Source organism: Cupriavidus sp. KK10, from assembly GCF_018223725.1.
Classification (GTDB): domain Bacteria; phylum Pseudomonadota; class Gammaproteobacteria; order Burkholderiales; family Burkholderiaceae; genus Cupriavidus; species Cupriavidus necator.
In genome coordinates, this window is record NZ_CP073677.1 from 5,516,245 (window position 1) to 5,535,856 (window position 19,612).

At 67.9% G+C, this 19,612-nt stretch carries 16 protein-coding genes; 8 read left to right on the plus strand and 8 right to left on the minus strand.

The window, feature by feature from the left end:
* The first annotated feature begins 186 nt into the window (after positions 1 to 186).
* Complete coding sequence (locus tag KB879_RS25690; protein ID WP_013957549.1) at positions 187 to 3,054, plus strand: valine--tRNA ligase; 2,868 nt, start codon at positions 187 to 189, stop codon at positions 3,052 to 3,054.
* Positions 3,055 to 3,183: 129 nt separating this feature from the next.
* On the plus strand, positions 3,184 to 4,074 hold the full coding sequence (galU, locus tag KB879_RS25695; RefSeq protein ID WP_013957550.1) for a UTP--glucose-1-phosphate uridylyltransferase GalU: 891 nt from the start codon (positions 3,184 to 3,186) through the stop codon (positions 4,072 to 4,074).
* Between the two features lie 88 nt (positions 4,075 to 4,162).
* Here galU and KB879_RS25700 read toward each other — a convergent pair whose 3' ends face one another.
* The 6 genes from KB879_RS25700 to KB879_RS25725 all read right to left on the minus strand — a co-directional run bounded on the left by KB879_RS25700 (position 4,163) and on the right by KB879_RS25725 (position 8,552).
* Complete coding sequence (locus KB879_RS25700) at positions 4,163 to 4,390, minus strand: sulfurtransferase TusA family protein (RefSeq protein WP_010813669.1); 228 nt, start codon at positions 4,388 to 4,390, stop codon at positions 4,163 to 4,165.
* A 50-nt stretch (positions 4,391 to 4,440) separates the two neighbouring features.
* Positions 4,441 to 5,025 carry an NUDIX domain-containing protein gene (locus KB879_RS25705; RefSeq protein ID WP_013957551.1) on the minus strand — a complete coding sequence of 195 codons (585 nt, stop codon included), beginning with the start codon at positions 5,023 to 5,025 and terminating at the stop codon, positions 4,441 to 4,443.
* A gap of 47 nt (positions 5,026 to 5,072) precedes the next feature.
* Entirely contained in the window at positions 5,073 to 6,104 is a 1,032-nt protein-coding gene (locus KB879_RS25710; RefSeq protein WP_013957552.1) for a low specificity L-threonine aldolase, read from the minus strand.
* A 33-nt stretch (positions 6,105 to 6,137) separates the two neighbouring features.
* Positions 6,138 to 6,326 carry a 4-oxalocrotonate tautomerase gene (locus KB879_RS25715; protein WP_010813672.1) on the minus strand — a complete coding sequence of 63 codons (189 nt, stop codon included), beginning with the start codon at positions 6,324 to 6,326 and terminating at the stop codon, positions 6,138 to 6,140.
* A 52-nt stretch (positions 6,327 to 6,378) separates the two neighbouring features.
* The gene (locus KB879_RS25720) at positions 6,379 to 7,155 is read right to left on the minus strand and encodes a class II aldolase/adducin family protein (protein ID WP_211980036.1); all 777 of its coding nucleotides are present in this window, start codon (positions 7,153 to 7,155) and stop codon (positions 6,379 to 6,381) included.
* Between the two features lie 143 nt (positions 7,156 to 7,298).
* Entirely contained in the window at positions 7,299 to 8,552 is a 1,254-nt protein-coding gene (locus KB879_RS25725; RefSeq protein ID WP_211980037.1) for a YbfB/YjiJ family MFS transporter, read from the minus strand.
* Between the two features lie 129 nt (positions 8,553 to 8,681).
* On the opposite strand from KB879_RS25725, the gene KB879_RS25730 reads away from it, so the two are divergent.
* From KB879_RS25730 to KB879_RS25740, 3 genes are all read left to right on the plus strand, one after another.
* A complete protein-coding gene (locus tag KB879_RS25730) occupies positions 8,682 to 9,575 on the plus strand; it encodes a LysR family transcriptional regulator (protein ID WP_211980038.1) in 894 nt (297 codons plus the stop codon).
* A 102-nt stretch (positions 9,576 to 9,677) separates the two neighbouring features.
* The gene (locus KB879_RS25735; protein WP_371827375.1) at positions 9,678 to 11,180 is read left to right on the plus strand and encodes a nodulation protein NfeD; all 1,503 of its coding nucleotides are present in this window, start codon (positions 9,678 to 9,680) and stop codon (positions 11,178 to 11,180) included.
* Positions 11,181 to 11,182: 2 nt separating this feature from the next.
* Positions 11,183 to 11,950: a slipin family protein gene (locus tag KB879_RS25740; RefSeq protein ID WP_013957557.1), complete on the plus strand. Its 768-nt coding sequence runs from the start codon at positions 11,183 to 11,185 to the stop codon at positions 11,948 to 11,950.
* A 62-nt stretch (positions 11,951 to 12,012) separates the two neighbouring features.
* Here KB879_RS25740 and alaS read toward each other — a convergent pair whose 3' ends face one another.
* On the minus strand, positions 12,013 to 14,637 hold the full coding sequence (alaS, locus tag KB879_RS25745; RefSeq protein WP_013957558.1) for an alanine--tRNA ligase: 2,625 nt from the start codon (positions 14,635 to 14,637) through the stop codon (positions 12,013 to 12,015).
* A gap of 298 nt (positions 14,638 to 14,935) precedes the next feature.
* On the opposite strand from alaS, the gene KB879_RS25750 reads away from it, so the two are divergent.
* From KB879_RS25750 to KB879_RS25760, 3 genes are all read left to right on the plus strand, one after another.
* A complete protein-coding gene (locus KB879_RS25750) occupies positions 14,936 to 16,156 on the plus strand; it encodes a CaiB/BaiF CoA-transferase family protein (protein ID WP_013957559.1) in 1,221 nt (406 codons plus the stop codon).
* 101 nt (positions 16,157 to 16,257) lie between these two features.
* Entirely contained in the window at positions 16,258 to 16,713 is a 456-nt protein-coding gene (locus tag KB879_RS25755; RefSeq protein ID WP_211980040.1) for a DUF2214 family protein, read from the plus strand.
* Between the two features lie 28 nt (positions 16,714 to 16,741).
* A complete protein-coding gene (locus KB879_RS25760; protein WP_013957561.1) occupies positions 16,742 to 17,737 on the plus strand; it encodes a tripartite tricarboxylate transporter substrate binding protein in 996 nt (331 codons plus the stop codon).
* Between the two features lie 33 nt (positions 17,738 to 17,770).
* Here the strand turns inward: KB879_RS25760 and KB879_RS25765 are convergent, their stop codons facing one another.
* Positions 17,771 to 19,567 carry a potassium/proton antiporter gene (locus KB879_RS25765; protein ID WP_013957562.1) on the minus strand — a complete coding sequence of 599 codons (1,797 nt, stop codon included), beginning with the start codon at positions 19,565 to 19,567 and terminating at the stop codon, positions 17,771 to 17,773.
* Positions 19,568 to 19,612 lie beyond the last annotated feature (45 nt).

Sequence of the window (19,612 nt, forward strand, 5' to 3'; positions counted from 1 at the left end):
CGGCGGGCCCTGTCGCGCAAGTCACATCCGGCGGGGCCGGATGGCCAGGAAATAGGCACCAGCCTGCCACCCCCGTATAATTTAACGTTTTACTGGCGCAATGCCGGCCGCCGACGGCCGCCGCCGCGCCAGGCGCAGGCCGAAGCACCCTGCGACGACCCCCGACGCCAATATCCACATCCCAGCATGACCGCCCAAGACCAGTCCCTCGCCAAAAGCTTCGAACCCGCCGCCATCGAGGCGAAATGGGGCCCCGAGTGGGAGAAGCGCGGCATCGCCCAGCCGACCTTCGACCCTGCCCGCCCGGACTTTGCGATCCAGCTGCCGCCGCCCAATGTGACCGGCACGCTGCATATGGGCCACGCGTTCAACCAGACCATCATGGATGGCCTGGCGCGCCATGCGCGCATGAGCGGCGCCAATACGCTGTGGGTGCCGGGCACCGACCACGCCGGCATCGCCACCCAGATCGTGGTGGAGCGCCAGCTCGAGTCGCAGGGCGTGTCGCGCCATGAGCTGGGTCGCGAGAAATTCACCGAGAAGGTCTGGGCCTGGAAGGAAGAGTCGGGCTCGACCATCACCCGCCAGGTGCGGCGCATGGGCGCTTCGATCGACTGGAGCCGCGAGTACTTCACGATGTCGCCCGAGATGTCGAAGGCGGTCACCGAAGCCTTCGTGCGTCTGCACGAACAGGGCCTGATCTACCGCGGCAAGCGCCTGGTCAACTGGGACCCGGTGCTGGGCACCGCGGTGTCGGACCTGGAGGTCGACAGCGTCGAGGAAGAAGGCTCGCTGTGGCATATCCACTATCCGCTGGTCGAGGCTGACACCAAGGGCGGCCTGACCCACCTGACCGTGGCCACCACCCGCCCCGAAACCATGCTGGGCGACGTGGCCGTGATGGTCCACCCGGAAGACGAGCGCTATGCGCACCTGATCGGCAAGTTCGTGCATCTGCCGCTGACCGAGCGCCAGATCCCGGTGATTGCCGACGAATACGTCGACCGCGAGTTCGGCACCGGCGTGGTCAAGGTGACCCCGGGCCATGACTTCAACGACTATGCGGTGGGCCAGCGCCACAACCTGCCGCAGCTGTCGATCCTGACGCTGGACGCGAAGATCGTTGCCGACGCCCCCGCCGCCTACGCCGGCCTGGACCGCTTCGACGCGCGCAAGGCCATCGTCGAGGACCTGGACAAGCGCGGCCTGCTGGCCGAGGTCAAGAAGCACAAGCTGATGACCCCGCGCAGCGAGCGCACCGGCAGCGCGATCGAGCCGATGCTGACCGACCAGTGGTTCGTCGCCATGAGCAAGCCGGCGCCGGAAGGCACCTTCTACCCGGGCCGCTCGATCGCCGAGGTGGCGCTGGAAGCCGTGCAGAGCGGCGAGATCAAGCTGGTGCCGGAAAACTGGATCAGCACCTACAACCAGTGGCTGGGAAATATCCAGGACTGGTGCATCTCGCGCCAGCTGTGGTGGGGCCACCAGATCCCGGCGTGGTACGACGATGCCGGCAACTGCTTTGTCGGCCGCACCGAAGACGAAGCGCTGGCCAAGGCAAGGGCCGCCGGCAGCACCGGCAGCCTGCGCCGCGAGGAAGACGTGCTCGACACCTGGTTCTCGTCGGCGCTGGTGCCGTTCTCCTCGCTGGGCTGGCCGGGAGAAACGCCCGAGATGCATCACTTCCTGCCGTCGTCGGTGCTGGTGACCGGCTACGACATCATCTTCTTCTGGGTGGCGCGCATGGTCATGATGACCAAGCACTTCATCGGCAAGGTGCCCTTCCATACCGTCTACGTGCACGGCCTGGTGCGCGATTCGGAAGGCAAGAAGATGAGCAAGTCCGAGGGCAACACGCTGGACCCGGTGGACCTGATCGACGGCATCGACCTCGACACGCTGCTGCAGAAGCGCACCACCGGCCTGCGCCGCCCCAAGGACGCGCCCAAGATCGAGAAGAAGACGAAAAAGGAATTCCCCGAGGGCATTCCCGCCTTCGGCGCCGACGCGCTGCGCTTCACCTTCGCGTCGCTGGCCACGCTGGGCCGCAACGTCAACTTCGATACCGGCCGCTGCGAGGGCTACCGCAACTTCTGCAACAAGCTGTGGAACGCGACCCGCTTCGTGCTGATGAACACCGAGGGCCATGACTGCGGCATGGGCCCGTGCAACCACGACTGCGGCCCGGACGGCTACCTGGATTTCTCGCAGGCCGACCGCTGGATCGTGTCGCTGCTGCAGCGCGTGGAAGCCGAGGTCGAGAAGGGCTTTGCCGAATACCGCTTCGACAATATCGCCAACGCGATCTACAAGTTCGTCTGGGACGAATACTGCGACTGGTACCTGGAGCTGGCCAAGGTGCAGATCCAGAACGGCACCGAGGCCCAGCAGCGCGCCACGCGGCGCACGCTGCTGCGCGTGCTCGAGACCGTGCTGCGCCTGGCGCATCCGATCATCCCGTTCATCACCGAAGAGCTGTGGCAGAAGGTGGCCCCGCTGGCCGGCCGCGCCAAGGGTGATGGCTCCGAAACCATTGCGCTGCAGCCCTACCCGCTGCCGGCGGTCGCCAAGATCGACGAGCAAGCCGAGCAATGGGTTGCGCGCCTGAAGGAAGTGATCGATGCCTGCCGCAACCTGCGCGGCGAGATGAACATCTCGCCGGCCCAGCGCATCCCGCTCTATGCCGAGGGCGACAGCGCCTTCCTGAAGGCGGCTAGCGCACATATCCAGGCACTGGCGAAACTTTCCGAGGTGCGCGTCTTCGAAGATGAAGCTGCCCTGCAGGCTGAAGGCGCCGGCGCGCCGGTCGCCATTGCCGGGGGCAACCACCTGCTGCTGAAGATCGAGATCGATGCCGCCGCCGAGCGCGTGCGCCTGTCGAAGGAAGTCGAGCGCATCGGTGGCGAAATCGGCAAGTGCCGCGCCAAGCTGTCCAACGAGAGCTTTGTCGCCAAGGCACCGCCTGCCGTGGTGGCGCAAGAGACGCAGCGCCTGGCTGATTTCGAGCAGACGCTGGCCAAGCTGCAGGGCCAGCTGCAGCGGCTGCCGGCCTGACGGCACGGCGGCCGCATTCACGCCCCTGCCTGCCGGGGGTTCTGTCCGGCTTCGTCAGACAGAACCGGACAGACGGCGCCCGCAATGGCTGGCAGGGTTATGGACTGGAATCTGAGAGGTACACCTGATATGGAAAATCGCGTCACCAAGGCTGTGTTCCCGGTTGCGGGCCTGGGCACTCGCTTCCTGCCGGCCACCAAGGCCAGCCCCAAGGAAATGCTTCCGGTGGTGGACAAGCCGCTGATCCAGTACGCCGTGGAAGAAGCCATGGCCGCCGGCATTACCGAGATGATCTTTGTCACCGGCCGCTCCAAGCGCGCCATCGAGGACCATTTCGACAAGGCCTACGAGCTGGAAGTGGAGCTTGAGGCCAAGAACAAGCAGGCGCTGCTGGACGTGGTGCGCTCGATCAAGCCCGCCAACGTCGAGTGCTTCTACGTGCGCCAGCCCGAAGCGCTGGGCCTGGGCCATGCGGTGCTGTGCGCGGCTAAGCTGGTCGGCGACACCCCGTTCGCGGTGATGCTGGCCGATGACCTGATCGACGGCAACCCGCCGGTGATGAAGCAGATGGTGGATACCTTCAACCACTACAACTGCTCGGTGCTGGGCGTCGAGGAGATCACGCCGGAGCAAAGCCGCTCCTACGGCGTGATCGACGGCCGCGAGTGGGATGCGGACGTGATCAAGGTCTCGGGCATCATCGAGAAGCCGGCACCGGAAGATGCCCCGTCCAACCTGGGCGTGGTTGGCCGCTACATCCTGACCCCGCGCATCTTCGAACACCTGCGTGACCTGAAGCCGGGCGCCGGCGGCGAGCTGCAGCTGACCGACGCGATCCAGTCGCTGCTGGGTCAGGAGCAGGTGCTGGCCTACCGCTACCAGGGCCGCCGCTATGACTGCGGCAGCAAGCTGGGCTACTTGAAGGCGACCGTTGAATTTGCCTTGAAGCACCCGGAAGTCGGGGCTGACTTCAGCGCCTACCTGGAATCGCGCGAGCACCTGACCGGCATCGGCAGCTGATCGCGCTGGCCCTGCAAACAAGAAAAAAGCCGCTTTCGAGCGGCTTTTTCCTTGTGCAGTCCCGCCAGGTGCGGGAGCCGTATGCCGGTCAGCGGCGGCGCATGTAGAACACAAACACCTTGTCCACTTCCGAGTGCGACAGCAGCTCATTGCCGGTCTGCTTGGCAAAGGCCTGGAAATCGCGCGTGGCGCCGGGATCGGTGGCCAGCACCTTGAGCACGTCGCCGCTGGCCATGTCGGCCAGGGCCTTCTTGGTGCGCAGGATCGGCAGCGGGCAGTTCAGGCCGCGCGCATCCACTTCTTTCTGGAACTCCATTCGTCTCTTCCTTCGATTCTGGGGGCTGGGCGGCTGGCCGGAGGCCAGCCTCACCACCGGTATTGTAGCGAACCCCCGACCAGGCTGAAGTCGTGCGGGCGGCGCGGGTCGGGAATGTCGGCGCCGGTCTGGCGGTCGAAGAAGCGCACCGGATAGCCGCGCGCGGCCAGCCAGTCGGCCACCGCGAAGCCGGTGCCGGCCGACCAGACGCGCACATCCTCCGGCGCCACCAGCTTGTAGTCGGCCAGCTCCTCGGACAGCGCCACGGTGCCGGTCGCCTTGACGTGGTAGGCGATGATCAGCTCGTTCTTGCGCATGAACTCGTAGACGCCGATCAGCGACACCGACTCGGTATCGAGGTTGGTCTCTTCCTTCAGTTCGCGCGCCACGCCCAGCTCGGGCGGCTCGTCGCGCTCCAGGAAGCCCGTCACCAGCGCGAACATGGTCTCCGGCCAGGCGGCATTGCGCGCCAGCAGCAGCTTGTCCTGATACTCCACCACCGCCGCCAGCACCGGCAGCGGGTTGTTCCAGTGCACGAAGCCACAGTCCTGCTGCACGCAGGCGTGGCGTTCGCGCCCGGACAGCGGCAGCACCTCCAGCGGCGCGCCGCACTGCGGGCAGAATCGGTATTGCATTTGGGGGCTCCTGAAGGGGTCTCGTCGTTATAGGTATGGGATGCCGGTCAGGCGCCGCACGCCGTGCGCATATCGGTGGCCAGCGCCTCAACCGTCTGCGGCTGCAGGTCCCATGAACACATGAAACGGCAGCCGCCAGCGCCGATAAAGGTATAGAAGCGCCAGCCCCTGGCGCGCAGCGCCTCGATCGCGGGCAGCGGCAGCTCGGCGAAAACGGCGTTGGACTGCGTCGGGAACATGATGCGAACGCCCGGAATATCGCTGATGCGCTGCTGCAGCAACTGCGCCATCGCATTGGCATGGCGCGCGTTGGCGAGCCATACGTCGTTCTCGAGCAAACCCAGCCACGGCGCGGAGATAAAGCGCATCTTCGACGCCAGCTGCCCGGCCTGCTTGACGCGGTAGGCAAAGTCCTCGGCCAGGCGGCGGTCGAAGAACACCACCGCCTCACCCACCGGCAGGCCGTTCTTGGTGCCGCCGAAGCACAGCACGTCGACGCCGGCGCGCCAGGTGATCTCGGACGGATGCACGCCCAGCGACGCCACCGCATTGGCAAAGCGCGCGCCATCCATATGCACGCGCAGCTGGCGGCGCTTGGCGATGGCGGCGATCGCGCGCACCTCTTCCACGCTGTAGACGGTGCCAACTTCAGTCGACTGCGTCAGCGACACCACCTTGGGCTTGGGGTAATGGATATCGGAGCGGCGCGTGACCAGCGCCTCGACCGCGTCCGGCGTGAGCTTCCCGTCGGCGCCGGGCGCGGTCAGCAGCTTGGAGCCGTTGGAGAAGAACTCCGGGCCGCCGCATTCATCGGTCTCGATATGCGCCAGCTCGTGGCAGATCACCGAGTGGTACGACTGGCACAGCGCCGACAGCGCCAGCGAGTTGGCCGCCGTGCCGTTGAACACGAAGAATACTTCGCAATCGGTCTGGAACAGCTCGCGGATACGGTCGCAGACCTTCTGCGTCCAGGTATCGTCGCCATAGGCCTGTTCGTGGCCGCTCGCGTTGGCTTCCAGGAAATACTTGAGCGATTCGGGGCAGAAGCCGGCGTAGTTGTCAGAGGCGAAGTGCTGCATGGTGTTCAGTGTGGGGCTGCGTGGAACCTTACTTCACTTCTTGTCGGCCCAAAGCTCGCCGCCGGTGGCCCAGTTCTCGCGCTTGATGTCGGTGATGATGATGTCGACGGCCGAGGCCGAGCAGCCCAGGGTTTCGCAGCTGACGCGGGTCACTTCCTCGACAAACTTGCGCTTCTGCTCGATGGTACGGCCCTCAAACATTTCGACGTGGAAAGTCGGCATGCAATGCTCCTTTGATGAATGTGGTTGAGTCGCGGCGGGAAACCAGTCCCGCTCAGTCCCGGTATGAAGGATCGATTCTATCCAGTTTGCGCAGCAGCGCGGGCCACTCCATCACGCCTTCGACGGCGCCGTTGTCGTAGAGCTGCTCAGAGGTCTTGTCCGCCACGGCCGCGCCGGGCTGCACCAGCGCACCGCCCGCCTGCGCGGCAATCTGGACCTCGCAGGCCTTGATCAGCGTCGCCATCAGCACATAGGCCTCGGCCACGGTGCGGCCCACCGTCAGCGTGCCGTGGTTGCGCAACAGCATGGCCGGATGCGCACCCAGCGATGCGGTCAGCCGCGCGCCTTCGGCCGGGGTGAAGGCCAGGCCCTCGTAGTCGTGATAGGCCATGCGGCCGTGGAAGCGCATCGCATGTTGCGACAGCGGCAACAGCCCGGCGGCCTGTGCCGATACGGCAATGCCGGCGGTGTTATGCAGGTGCATCACGCACATCGCGTCGGCGCGTGCCGCATGCACCGCGGCGTGCAGCGCAAAGCCGGTCACATTGACCGGATGCACGGTCTCGCCGACGACCTCGCCGCGGCCATTGATCTTGACCAGGTCGCTGGCGCGGATCTCGTCGAAGGCAAAACCGAAGGGATTGATCAGGAAGTGGCCGGGCTCGCCCGGCACCGTGGCGGAGATATGGGTGTAGATCAGGTCATCCCAGCCCTCGCGCGCGGCCAGGCGGTAGGCGGCGGCAAGGTCGACGCGCACGCGCTGTTCTTCGGCGGAAACGGGCTGGATGGGGGCACCCGCGGCACGCGCGGGCTGCAAGGCAAAAGACATGGGGTCGCTCCTGCGCCGCCCGGTCTCGCGTGCCGGGTACGGCCCCGGCCTTCTGTGCCGCGCCACGGGCTGCGCGCTGGGCGCGGCAGCCGCTCGCGTGGCGCGCCTGGCGGCAAAGGCAATACTTTAGCGCACCTTGCCGATCAGCTCCGGGCGGTCCCCGCCGGCCAGGCGCGGCGCATCCAGGCGAACACCAGCGCGCCGAGCAGCAGCGCCGCCGCCGCGCACGCCAGTGAACTGGCGAAGCCCCCGGTGCGTGCCACCAGCGCGGTCGCCAGCGGCGGCCCGGCGATCTGGCCCAAGCCGTAGGATGCCGTCATCAGGCCCATCAGCCGCGCCACGTGCGGCCCCCACAGGCGCCGCGCCTCGCGCATCGCAAAGGCCACCAGCGCGGTGAACGGCAGCCCCGCCAGCAGGCTGCTCAGGGCAAAGCCGGCCACGGTGGGGAACACCACCGCGATCGCCACGCCCAGCGCCTGCATGCCGTACAGCAGCGTCAGCAGCTTGCGGTTGTCGTGCGCCATGCCGACCCGCGTGGCCAGGAACGCGCCCACCGCCACGCCCGCGCCGAAGATTGGCCAGAACAGGTCGGCCCAGACCGTGCCGGGCAGCGCCTCGCGCGCAATCACCGGCAGGAAGGTCGCGGTGATGATGTAGCCGAAGCCGGCCAGGCCGTAGGCAAAGGTCAGCGCCCAGGTCTGGGCATCGAGCCGCGCGGCGGCGGTATCGGCTGCCGCCTGGGACGGTGCAGCCGCTGCCGCCACCGCAGGCTCCGCGACGAAGATCCGCCAGACCGCCGCCACCAGCACCACCGCCAGCGCCGTGAAGGCGAGCCAGCCGTAGTCCGCGTTCCAGCCCGCGCCCACCATGCCGGATGCACCGAGCCCGGTGACGACAATGCCCAGCCCCGGCCCGCAGAAAATCAGCCCGGCGAGTTCCGGCTTGCCCAGTTCGGCCAGCCGCTGCAGGCACCAGCCCGAGGTGTAGACCAGCACCACTGCGCTGGCCACGCCTGCGGCGGCGCGCCACAGCGACCAGGCCGGCATGCCGCCCGGCAGGGCCATGCCCAGCGTCAGCAGCACCGTTGCGACCAGGCCCCAGCGCACCATGCGCACCGCGTCGGGCCGGATGAACATGCACACGGCGGCGCCGGCGAAGTAGCCAATGTAGTTGACCGTGGCCAGCCAGCCGCCCTGATGCAGCGTGACGGTGCCGTCATGCAGCATCATCGGCAGCAGCGGCGTGAAGGCAAAGCGGCCGATGCCCATCACCACCGCCAGCGACACCAAGCCGGCCATGGCTACCGCCACCGCGCCGGCTTCGCGCCGTGCCGACGCCCGGGTGGCCAGGCGCGCAGCGGCGGGGTGTTCAGGGTCGAGGCTGTGGGGGTTCGGCATGGCTGGGGCTGGCGGGGGCAGCGGTTGCATTGCGATGCCTGTATGCTACGCTGGCTTTATCATCCCCAAAAATGAATTATCAAGATGCCATGCATCTTGATAAGAGATGGATAGCCTCAGGAGTCCCGCATGGACCTTGCCGCCCTCGAAATCTTCCGCGCCGTCGTCGAAGCCGGCGGCATCACCCGTGCGGCCGAGCGGCTGCACCGGGTGCAGTCCAATGTCACCACGCGCATCCGCCAGCTGGAGCAATCGCTTGGGGTCGACCTGTTCGTGCGCGACGGCCGGCGCATGGTGCTGACGCCATCTGGGCAGACCCTGTTCGACTATGCCTGCCGCATCCTCAGCATGACCGAAGAGGCACGCCAGGCCGTGCTGCCGGCGCGGCCGCACGGCCGGCTGCGCATTGCCTCGATGGAGAGCACCGCCGCCAGCCGCCTGCCCAATGTGCTGGCCGCGTACCACCAGGCCTGGCCCGACGTGCAGCTGGAGCTGGTGACGCTGGCCACGCGCCAGGCGCTGGATGCGCTGGCACGCTTCGAGGTGGAATGCGCCTTTGTCGCCGAGCCACTGACCGACCCGGGGCTGAGCGCGGTCCCGGTGTTCGAGGAAGAGCTGGTGGTGATCACGCGCGATCGCCATCGCCCGGTACACACCGCGGCCGACCTGGAGGTGCCGACGCTGCTGGCGTTCGAGCCCGGCTGCAACTACCGCGCCCGGCTGGAGAACTGGTATGTGATCGGCGATGCGCCGACGCCGCGCGTGCTGCAACTGAGCTCGTACCATGCCATCGTCGCCTGCGTGGCAGCCGGCATCGGTGCGGCGATCGTGCCCCGCTCGGTGCTGGGGCTGTACCGCGACCTGCCCGCCATCCGCCAGCACAGCCTGGGCGCGGCCGGCCGCGTGCGCACGCTGCTGGCCTGGCATCCGTCCATGGCCAGCGCGGCCCTGCATGCGCTGATCGACACCCTCACCACCGAATCACCCGGCCCCTCGGCCAGGCCCGACCTGGCGGCGGCCTGAGCGCCTGGCGCGGGGGCCCGAGGCAGCCCGCGTGCAAGATGTGCCCGGTGGCCTACACTTGAAGTGGCGCCATCACGGCACCTCGCGTGCCCCGCCCCCCTCATGAAACCTGCCACCGCGCTGCTGCGGGTCCTTCGGCCGATGTCCGGCCGGCTGCTGGCCGGCCTGGCCATGGTGTGCGCCGCGCTCGCCGCCCTCGCCGGTCCAGGCGCCCGTGCGGGACCGCCCTCCGGCGCCTCGGCGCCCGCCGCCACGGTCACGACCACGGCAACCGCGCCGGTCTACGTGATTCCGCTCAAGGGTGCGGTCAGCCCCGCCAGCGCCAGCTTTATCCTGCGCAGCATGGAACGCGCGCGCGCGGGCGGCGCTCAGCTGGTGGTGCTGGAAATGGACACCCCGGGCGGGCTGGACGCGTCGATGCGCGAGATCATCCAGGCCATCCTGGCCTCGCCGGTGCCGGTGGCCAGCTATGTCTATCCCGGCGGCGCGCGCGCGGCCAGCGCCGGCACCTACATCCTCTACGCCAGCCATATCGCGGCGATGGCGCCGGGCACCAACCTGGGCGCGGCCACCCCGGTGCAGGTCGGCATTGGCGGGCCGCAGAAGCCCGAGGCCCTGCCTGGCGCCAAGCCCGCCTCGGCCCCCGCCAGCGAGCCCGCAGCGGGCGACACCATGGCGCGCAAGCAGATGCACGACGCCTCGGCCTATATCCGCGGCCTGGCGCAGCTGCGCGGACGCAACGCTGAATGGGCTGAGCGCGCCGTGCGCGAGTCGGTCAGCCTGTCCGCTGACGAGGCCCTGGCCCAGCGCGTGGTCGACCTGGTCGCCCCCGACCTGCCCGCGCTGTTGCGCCAGGTTGAAGGCCGCACGATCACCGCTGCCGGCGGCAAGGCCAGCGTGCTGCGCACTGCCAATGCGCCGGTGGTGACGCTGGAACCCGACTGGCGCAACCGCTTCCTGGCCGTGATCACCGAGCCCAGCGTGGCGCTGCTGCTGATGATGATCGGCATCTACGGCCTGATCTTCGAGTTCTCCACGCCGGGCATGGTGGTGCCCGGCGTGGCCGGTGCGATCTGCCTGCTGGTGGCGCTGTTCGCGCTGCATATGCTGCCCGTGAACTACGCCGGGCTGGCGCTGGTGGCGCTGGGCATCGGCTGCATGGTGGCGGAGCTGTTCCTGCCGACTTTCGGCGCATTGGGCGTGGGCGGCATCATCGCCTTCGCCTTTGGCGCGGTGATGCTGATCGAAACCGACGTGCCGGGCTTCGGCGTGCCGCTGCCGATGGTGGCGGCCATGTCGGCATTGTCCGCGATCTTTGTGTTTGGCATGTCGGCGATGCTGGTGCGCGCGCGCAAGCGCCCGGTGGTCAGCGGCGCCGAGGCGCTGGTCGGCATGCGGGGCGAAGTGCTGGACGACCTGCGCGAAGAAGGCTGGGCCTCGGTGCGCGGCGAGACCTGGCGCGTGCACAGCGCCAGCCCTTTGCCGCGCGGCACGCCGGTGGTTGTCACCGCGCGCAACGGCCTGGTGCTTGAAGTCATCGCGGCCGGCAACGCCCCCCTTGCTCCGCCCCCCCCATCCCAAACGACGCCAGACAAGGGAGCCTGACCATGGCCTACGGATTCAGCTTCGGCGGTGTGATCTTCCTGCTGGCACTGCTGGTGATCACCTCGTTCCGCGTGCTGCGCGAATACGAACGCGGCGTGGTGTTCATGCTCGGACGCTTCTGGCGGGTCAAGGGCCCGGGCCTGGTGCTGCTGATCCCCGCCGTGCAGCAGATGGTCAGGGTGGATCTGCGCACGGTGGTGATGGACGTGCCGCCGCAGGACGTGATTTCGCGCGACAACGTCTCGGTGAAGGTCAATGCGGTGGTGTACTTCCGCGTGGTCGATCCGGAGCGCGCCATCATCCAGGTGGCGAACTTCCTGGAAGCCACCAGCCAACTGGCGCAGACCACGCTGCGCTCGGTGCTGGGCAAGCACGAACTGGACGAGATGCTGGCGGAGCGCGAGAAGCTGAATCTGGACATCCAGCAGGCGCTGGACGCCCAGACCGACGGCTGGGGCATCAAGGTCTCGAACGTCGAGATCAAGCATGTCGACCTGAACGAAACCATGATCCGCGCGATTGCGCGGCAGGCCGAGGCCGAACGCGAGCGGCGCGCCAAGGTGATCCATGCCGAGGGCGAACTGCAGGCTTCGGTGAAGCTGCTTGAAGCGGCCCAGATGCTGGCGCGCGAACCGCAGGCCATGCAACTGCGCTACCTGCAGACGCTGACACAGATTGCCGGGGACAAGAGCTCTACCATCGTCTTCCCGCTGCCGATCGACATTCTCAACCGGCTCGCCGGCAAGCCGCCCGGCGACGAGCGCCCATAGAAAATGGCGCCGAAGCGCCATTAGCAGTTGCCGGGCCTGAGAGGGTCGCCCCCCTCAGCCAGTCAGATCTTGCCCGCCACCCACTCGCTGACACCTGCCAGCGCCTGCGGCAGCTTGGCCGGCTCGGTGCCGCCAGCCTGTGCCATGTCGGGACGGCCACCACCCTTGCCGCCCACCTGCTGGGCGACAAAGTTGACCAGCTCGCCAGCCTTGACCTTGCCCGTGGCATCGGCCGTGACGCCAGCGATCAGGCTGACCTTGCCGTCGGACACCGCACCCAGCACAATGGCCGCGCTCTGCAGCTTGTCCTTGAGCTTGTCCATGGTCTCGCGCAGGGTCTTGACGTCGGCGCCGTCCAGTTGCGCGGCCAGCACCTTCAGGCCCTTGATGTCGACCGCCTGCGCGGCCAGCTCGTCGCCCTGCGAGGCGGCCAGCTTGCTCTTCAGGCGTTCCAGCTCCTTCTCCAGCGCGCGCACCTGGTCCTGCACCTGGCCGATGCGCGGCACCAGCTCGGACGGCTGGGCCTTCAGCACGGCGGCGGCTTCGTTCAGCCTGGCATCCAGGCCCTGCAGGTAGTGCAGCGCGTTGTCGCCGGTAATGGCTTCGACGCGGCGGATGCCGGCGGCAACGCCGCCTTCCACCACGATCTTGAACAGGCCGATATCGCCGGTGCGGTGCACGTGGGTGCCGCCGCACAGTTCCTTCGAGGTGCCGATCGACAGCACGCGCACGTCGTCGGCATACTTCTCGCCGAACAGTGCCATCGCGCCGCTCTTGACCGCGTCGTCGAACGGCATGATCTCGGCGTGCGTGTCGTCGTTGCGCAGGATCTCGGCGTTGACAATCTCTTCCACGCGGCGGATCTGCTCGTCGGTCAGCGCCGCGTTGTGTGAGAAGTCGAAGCGGGTCTTGTCCGCATCCACCAGCGAGCCCTTCTGCTGCACGTGGCTGCCCAGCACTTCACGCAGGGCCTTGTGCATCAGGTGGGTGGCCGAGTGGTTGCGCACGGTGCGCGCACGGCGCTGCGCGTCGACCTGGGCCGACACGGCGTCGCCCACCTTGAGCGCGCCGCTTTGCAGCGTGCCCTGGTGGCCAAACACGTCGGCCTGGATCTTGGTCGTGTCAGCCACGGTGAAGACAGCATTGCCTGCCTTCAGCACGCCCTGGTCACCGGCCTGGCCGCCGGATTCGGCGTAGAACGGGGTGTTGTCGAGCACTACCACGCCAGTCTGGCCCGGCTGCATGGCGTCGACCGCGGCGCCGTCCACATATAGCGCGGTGACCTTGGCCTGCGGCAGTTCCAGCTTCTCGTAGCCATGGAACACGGTCTTGTCGCCGGTGTACTCCAGGCCGGCGGCCATCTTGAACTTGCCGGCGGCGCGCGCCTGCTCGCGCTGGCGGTTCATGGCCGCGTCGAAGGCGGCCTCGTCCACGCCGATTTCCTGCTCGCGGCACACGTCCTGCGTCAGGTCCAGCGGGAAGCCGAAGGTGTCGTGCAGCTTGAATGCGAGTTCGCCGTCCAGCGTCTTGCCACCCTTGAGCTTCAGGTCGGCCAGCGCGGCGTCCAGGATCGACATGCCGTTCTCGATGGTCTCGAAGAAGCGCTCTTCCTCGGCCTTCAGCACTTCGGTCACGCGCGACTGCGCCTCGGCCAGCTCGGGATAGGCCTGGCCCATCTGCTCGACCAGATCGGCCACCATCTTGTGGAAGAACGGGGTCTTCTGGCCCAGCTTGTAGCCGTGGCGGATGGCGCGGCGGATGATCCGGCGCAGCACGTAGCCGCGGCCTTCGTTGCCGGGGATCACGCCATCGACGATCAGGAACGAGCACGCGCGGATATGGTCGGCAATGACCTTGAGCGAGTTCTGGTTCAGGTTGTCGATATGCGTTTCACGCGCGGCGGCCTTGATCAGTGCCTGGAACAGGTCGATCTCATAGTTGCTGTGCACGTGCTGCAGCACCGCGGCAATGCGCTCCAGGCCCATGCCGGTGTCCACGCACGGCTTGGGCAATGGCGTCATGTTGCCCTGCTCGTCACGGTTGAACTGCATGAACACCAGGTTCCAGACCTCGATGTAGCGGTCGCCGTCTTCCTCGGGCGATCCGGGGGGGCCGCCCCACACGTCCGGGCCGTGGTCGTAGAAGATCTCCGAGCACGGGCCGCACGGGCCGGTGTCGGCCATCTGCCAGAAATTGTCCGACGCGTAGCGCGCGCCTTTGTTGTCGCCGATGCGCACGATGCGCTCGGCCGGCACGCCCACTTCCTTGGCCCAGATGTCGTAGGCCTCGTCGTCTTCCGCGTAGACCGTCACCCACAGCTTTTCAGCCGGCAGCTGGTAGGTCTTGGTCAGCAGTTCCCACGCGTACAGGATGGCATCGCGCTTGAAGTAGTCGCCAAACGAGAAGTTGCCCAGCATCTCGAAGAACGTATGGTGGCGCGCGGTGTAGCCCACGTTCTCCAGGTCATTGTGCTTGCCGCCGGCGCGCACCGAGCGCTGCGCCGACGTGGCGCGGGTGTACGGGCGCTTGTCGGTGCCCAGGAACACGTCCTTGAACTGCACCATGCCGGAGTTGGTGAACAGCAGCGTCGGGTCGTTCGCCGGCACCAGGCTGGACGAGCGGACCACGGTATGGCCCTTCGATTCGAAGAACTGCAGGAACTTGCTGCGAATGTCTGAGACTTTCATGGGATGGCGGACGCTTGCCCTGGCGTGGCCGGGCGCGACGAATCAGTATGGGATTTGCAAACCGTTGATTATACGGGCAAGGCAGCCTGCCGGGCACGCCAGGCATGGCGCCGCGGAGCCGGCCGGCTATCGCCCAAATCCCATCGCCGAAAGAGCCCCCTAAAGCACTCAAAGCCGCACCGGCGATTTGCCGGTGGTACAGTGCAGCCAACCCGCGCCGGCCTCTGTTTGCAGGGGCGCGCCGACCTCGCGCTGTTCCGACCGATCCCCCGCCTTACCCACTGCACTGACTACCGCCATGGGAGCTTTAAGCCATCTCCGCGTCCTCGACCTGACCCGCGTTCTCGCCGGGCCGTGGTGCGCCCAGAACCTTGCCGATTTCGGCGCCGACGTGATCAAGATCGAGCGCCCCGGCGCCGGCGACGACACCCGCACCTGGGGCCCGCCCTGGCTCAAGGACGAGGACGGCCGCGACACCGCCGAAGCCGCCTACTACCTGGCCGCCAACCGCAACAAGCGCTCGGTGACCTGTGACATCAGCACGCCGGAAGGCCAGCAGATCGTGCGCGAGCTGGCGGCGCAGAGCGATGTGGTGCTGGAGAACTACAAGGTCGGCCAGCTCAGGAAGTACGGCCTGGACTACGAGACGCTCAGGCAGGTCAAACCCGACCTGATCTACTGCTCGGTCACCGGCTTCGGCCAGACCGGCCCGTACGCCGCACGCCCCGGCTACGACTTCATCATCCAGGGCATGGGCGGCTTCATGAGCCTGACCGGCGAGCGCGACGACCTGCCTGGCGGCGGCCCGCAGAAGGCCGGCGTGGCCATTTCCGACCTGATGACCGGCCAGTACGCCACCATCGCCGTGCTGGCGGCGCTGGCGCACCGCGACCGCACCGGCGAGGGCCAGTACATCGACATGGCGCTGCTGGACGTGCAGGTGGCGATGCTGGCCAACATGAACACCAACTACCTGGCCAGCGGCGAGGCGCCGCGCCGCTGGGGCAATGCGCACCCCAATATCGTCCCCTACCAGACCTTCCAGGCCGCCGATGGCTGGATCATCGTGGCGGTGGGCAACGACGGGCAGTTCCGCAAGTTCGTCACCGACGGCGGCAAGCCCGAGCTGGCCGACGACCCGCGCTTTGCCACCAACCCGCAGCGCGTGGCCAACCGCGACGTGCTGGTGCCAATCCTGGCCGAGATGGTGCGCCCGCGCACCCGCGCCCAATGGATCCGCGACCTGGAGGCCGCCGGCGTGCCGTGCGGCCCGATCAACACCCTCGACGACGTGTTCGAGGACGACCAGGTCAAGGCGCGCGGCCTGCGCGTGGACCTGCCCCACCCCAGCGCCGGCGAGGTCAAGCTGGTGGGCAGCCCGATCAAGATGAGCGCCACGCCGCCGCAGGCGCTGCGCCACCCGCCGCTGCTGGGCGAGCACACCGACACGGTGCTGGCCGACACGCTGGGCTACAGCCCTGAGCAGATCGAAGCACTGCGTGCAAAGGGTGTGCTGTAAGATTCTCCTCCTGCCGGCGGCCGGCCCTGGTGTCCTGGCCTGCCGCCGGTGCCTTCCCGAAGCAGTTCAGTCCCCACTGAAGCAAAGGCAAAGGAGAACCCATGCTGACCGACGCCATACTGGCTTTCCTGCATTTCCTTGCGATCTTCGTCCTGATCACCCTGATGGCTGCCGAGGCGGTGGTGTTGCGCCCGGAAATCACGCCAGCCGCGGTGCGGCGCCTGTCGCTGTACGACCTGTTCTATTTCCTGTCGGCGATGGTGGTGCTGGGCACCGGCCTGCTGCGCCTGTTCTACGGCGCCAAGGGCGTTGACTTCTACCTGCACAACCCGTGGTTCCACGCCAAGGTGGGTGTGTTCGTGCTGATCGCGCTGTGCTCGCTGCCGCCGACCTTTGCCATCGCGCGCTGGCGCAAGCAGGCGCGCCGGCTGCTGGATTACGTGCCGCCGCCGTCCGAGCTGAAGGCCGCCCGCCGCTGGGTGATGATCGAAGCCCACCTGCTGATCCTGCTGCCGCTGTGCGCGGTCATGATGGCGCGGGGCATCGGCGCCAGATAAATATTCCAATCCCCCTGAAGTCCGAGACATGCTGAAGAAACTGCTTGCCGCCGCGCTGACCGCGGCCCTGCTGCCCGCCGCCGCCGTGGCGGCCACCAATGCCTACCCGACCAAGCCGGTCCGCTTCGTGGTGCCCTACCCCGCCGGCGGCCCGCTCGACACCGTCGCGCGCGCCATCGGCGAGAAGCTGCGCGACAGCCTGGGCCAGCCGGTGGTGGTCGAGAACAAGCCCGGCGCGGGCGGCAACCTGGGCGCGGACTACGTCGCCAAGCAGCCGGCCGACGGCTACACCATCGTCATGGGCGCGGTGGCCACGCACGCCATCAACCCGACGCTGTTCAGCAAGATGCCGTACGACCCCGTCAAGGACTTCGCGCCGATCACGCTGGTGGCCGACGTGCCTAACGTGCTGGTGATGCACCCGGGCAAGGCCGCCGAGCTGCACATCAACAACCTGCGCGACCTGGTCGCGTACGCGCGCAAGAACCCGGGCAAGCTGGACTACGCCTCGGGCGGCAACGGCAGCGCCGGCCACCTGTCGGGCGAGCTGTTCAAGAGCATGGCGAAGATCAGCATGGTCCATATCCCGTACAACGGCGCGTCGCCGGCGCAGCTGTCGGTGCTGTCGGGCCAGACCGACCTGATCTTCGACAACCTGGCTTCGGCCTCGGCCAATATCAAGGCGGGCAAGCTGAAGGCCTTTGCGGTCACCACTGCCAGCCGCGCCGCGGCCTTCCCGGAACTGCCGACCATTGCGGAAGCCGGCAAGGGGCTGGGCCTGGAAGGCTTCGACATCTCGACGTGGTTCGGCGTGTTCGCGCCGGCCAACACCCCGCGCGAGATCGTCGAGCGGCTTAACCATGAGATCGTGGCAATCCTGAAGACCGACGAGATGAAGGCACGCCTGGCCCGCATCGGCGCACAGCCGGCACCGACCACACCCGAGCAGTTCGCGGCGCTGATCCAGCGCGAACTGAAGAAATACGCGCAGATCGTGAAGGTGTCCGGGGCGAAGGTGGACTAGCGAAAAAGGCGGCCATGGCCGCCTTTCTTGTTCCTACTCCGCTTCGGCGCCCTCGCCACTGCGCGCGCCGCCATCCTTTTTCCGCCGCGGCCATAGCCGCCCGCCCGAATCCCCCTCCAGCCGCGGCAGCAACAGCCCCACCTGCAGGATTTGCGCGCCCTCCATGCGCGTCACCGTCAGCGGCAGGCCGGCGATCTCGACGCTGTCGCCCTCCACCGGCGGCGAGGTGAACGCTCGTAGCATGGCAGCCTCCAGCGTCAGCGGCGCTTCTTGCGGCGTCAGCGCGCGCGTGCCGTACAGCACCGCCACATCGCGCAGCAGCGCATCGCCCGACAACAGGAAATCATGCGAGGCCTGCTCCCAGGTGGGCGCGCGGCCCAGCGCCTGGAACAGCGCCGACAGCATCGGCAGGGTCGTCACCGGCGCCAGCACCGAGACGCTGTCGCCGGCGCGCAGCACGGTCTGGTCCAGCGCCGCCAGCGCATCGTCGCGCGCCACCGTCAGCAGCCGGCAGCGCGGCGGCAGCTCCAGCTGGTCGGCGCGCACGTTCTCCACCGGCGCATTGGGCCCCACCTCGAACTGCATCACCTCCAGGATCGGCGCGCGCGTGCCGCGCAGGCGCGAACGCGCCAGCGGCTCGGGGTAGCCGGGGCGCCGCACCCGCGCCAGGCGCGCGGCCACCGACACCGTGGTGCCCTGGAACAGCAGGCTGGCCAGCACCACGGCAAAGGCGATGCGGAACAGCAGCCCCGCTTGCGGCACCTCGCGCAGCAGCGGAAACAGCGCCAGTACGATCGGCACCGCGCCGCGCAGGCCCATCCAGGCGATAAAGCCGGTCTCACGCGCATTGAAGCGGAACGGCAGCAGCGCCAGCCACACCGCCACCGGCCGCGCCACCAGCATCAGGAAGGCCGCCACGGCCACGGCCGGGCCGGCCACCTCCCAGATCCGGTGCGGCGCCACCAGCAGGCCCAGCAGCAGGAACATGGCCGACTGCGCCAGCCAGGCCATGCCGTCCATGGCGCGCATGGTGTCCGACGTCACCGCGCGCTCGCGGTTGCCGATCAGCATGCCGGTCAGGTACACCGCCAGGAAACCGCTGCCGCCGGCGCTCTGCACGAGCGCGAACACCATCGCGCCGCCCGAGCACAGCAGGATCGCCTGCAGCCCTTCGGCCACGCGGATGCGCTCCAGCACGCGGGCCAGGCAATAGCCGAGCGCCAGGCCGAGCAGCCCGCCCACGCCGAACTGCACCAGCAGCCGCGTGACCAGGCCCAGCGGCGTCAGACCGTCAGGCGCGGTCAGCCATTCGATCAGTGTCAGGGTCAGGAAGATCGCCATCGGGTCGTTGATGCCCGACTCGATCTCGAGCACGCTCGCCACCCGGTCCTTCAGCCGGATGCCGCTGCTATTGAGCATCGAGAACACCGCGGCCGCGTCGGTCGAGCCGACGATGGCGCCAAGCAGCAGCCCGAGCCGCCAGTCGATGCCCAGCAGCCACGCGGCGAACACGCCGACCAGCGCTGCCGTCACCAGCACCCCCACGGTCGCCAGCGACAGCGAAGGCTTCAGCGCCACCCTGAAGGTGGCAAAGCGCGTGCGCAGCCCGCCATCGAGCAGGATCACCGCCAGCGCCAGGTTGCCGACCAGGAAGCTGAGCCAGGTGTCGGAGAAGCGGATGCCGCCCGGGCCGTCCACGCCGGCCAGCATGCCCACGGCCAGGAAGACCAGCAGGAACGGCACGCCCAGGCGTGCCGAAAAGGCGCCCAGCACGATGCCCAGCGACATCACGACGGCGCCGATCAGGATGACGTGGTCGATGCTCTCCAAACCGCTCCTTGCGTTGCATTGTGGTCCCGTTGCGGAACCTTTCAG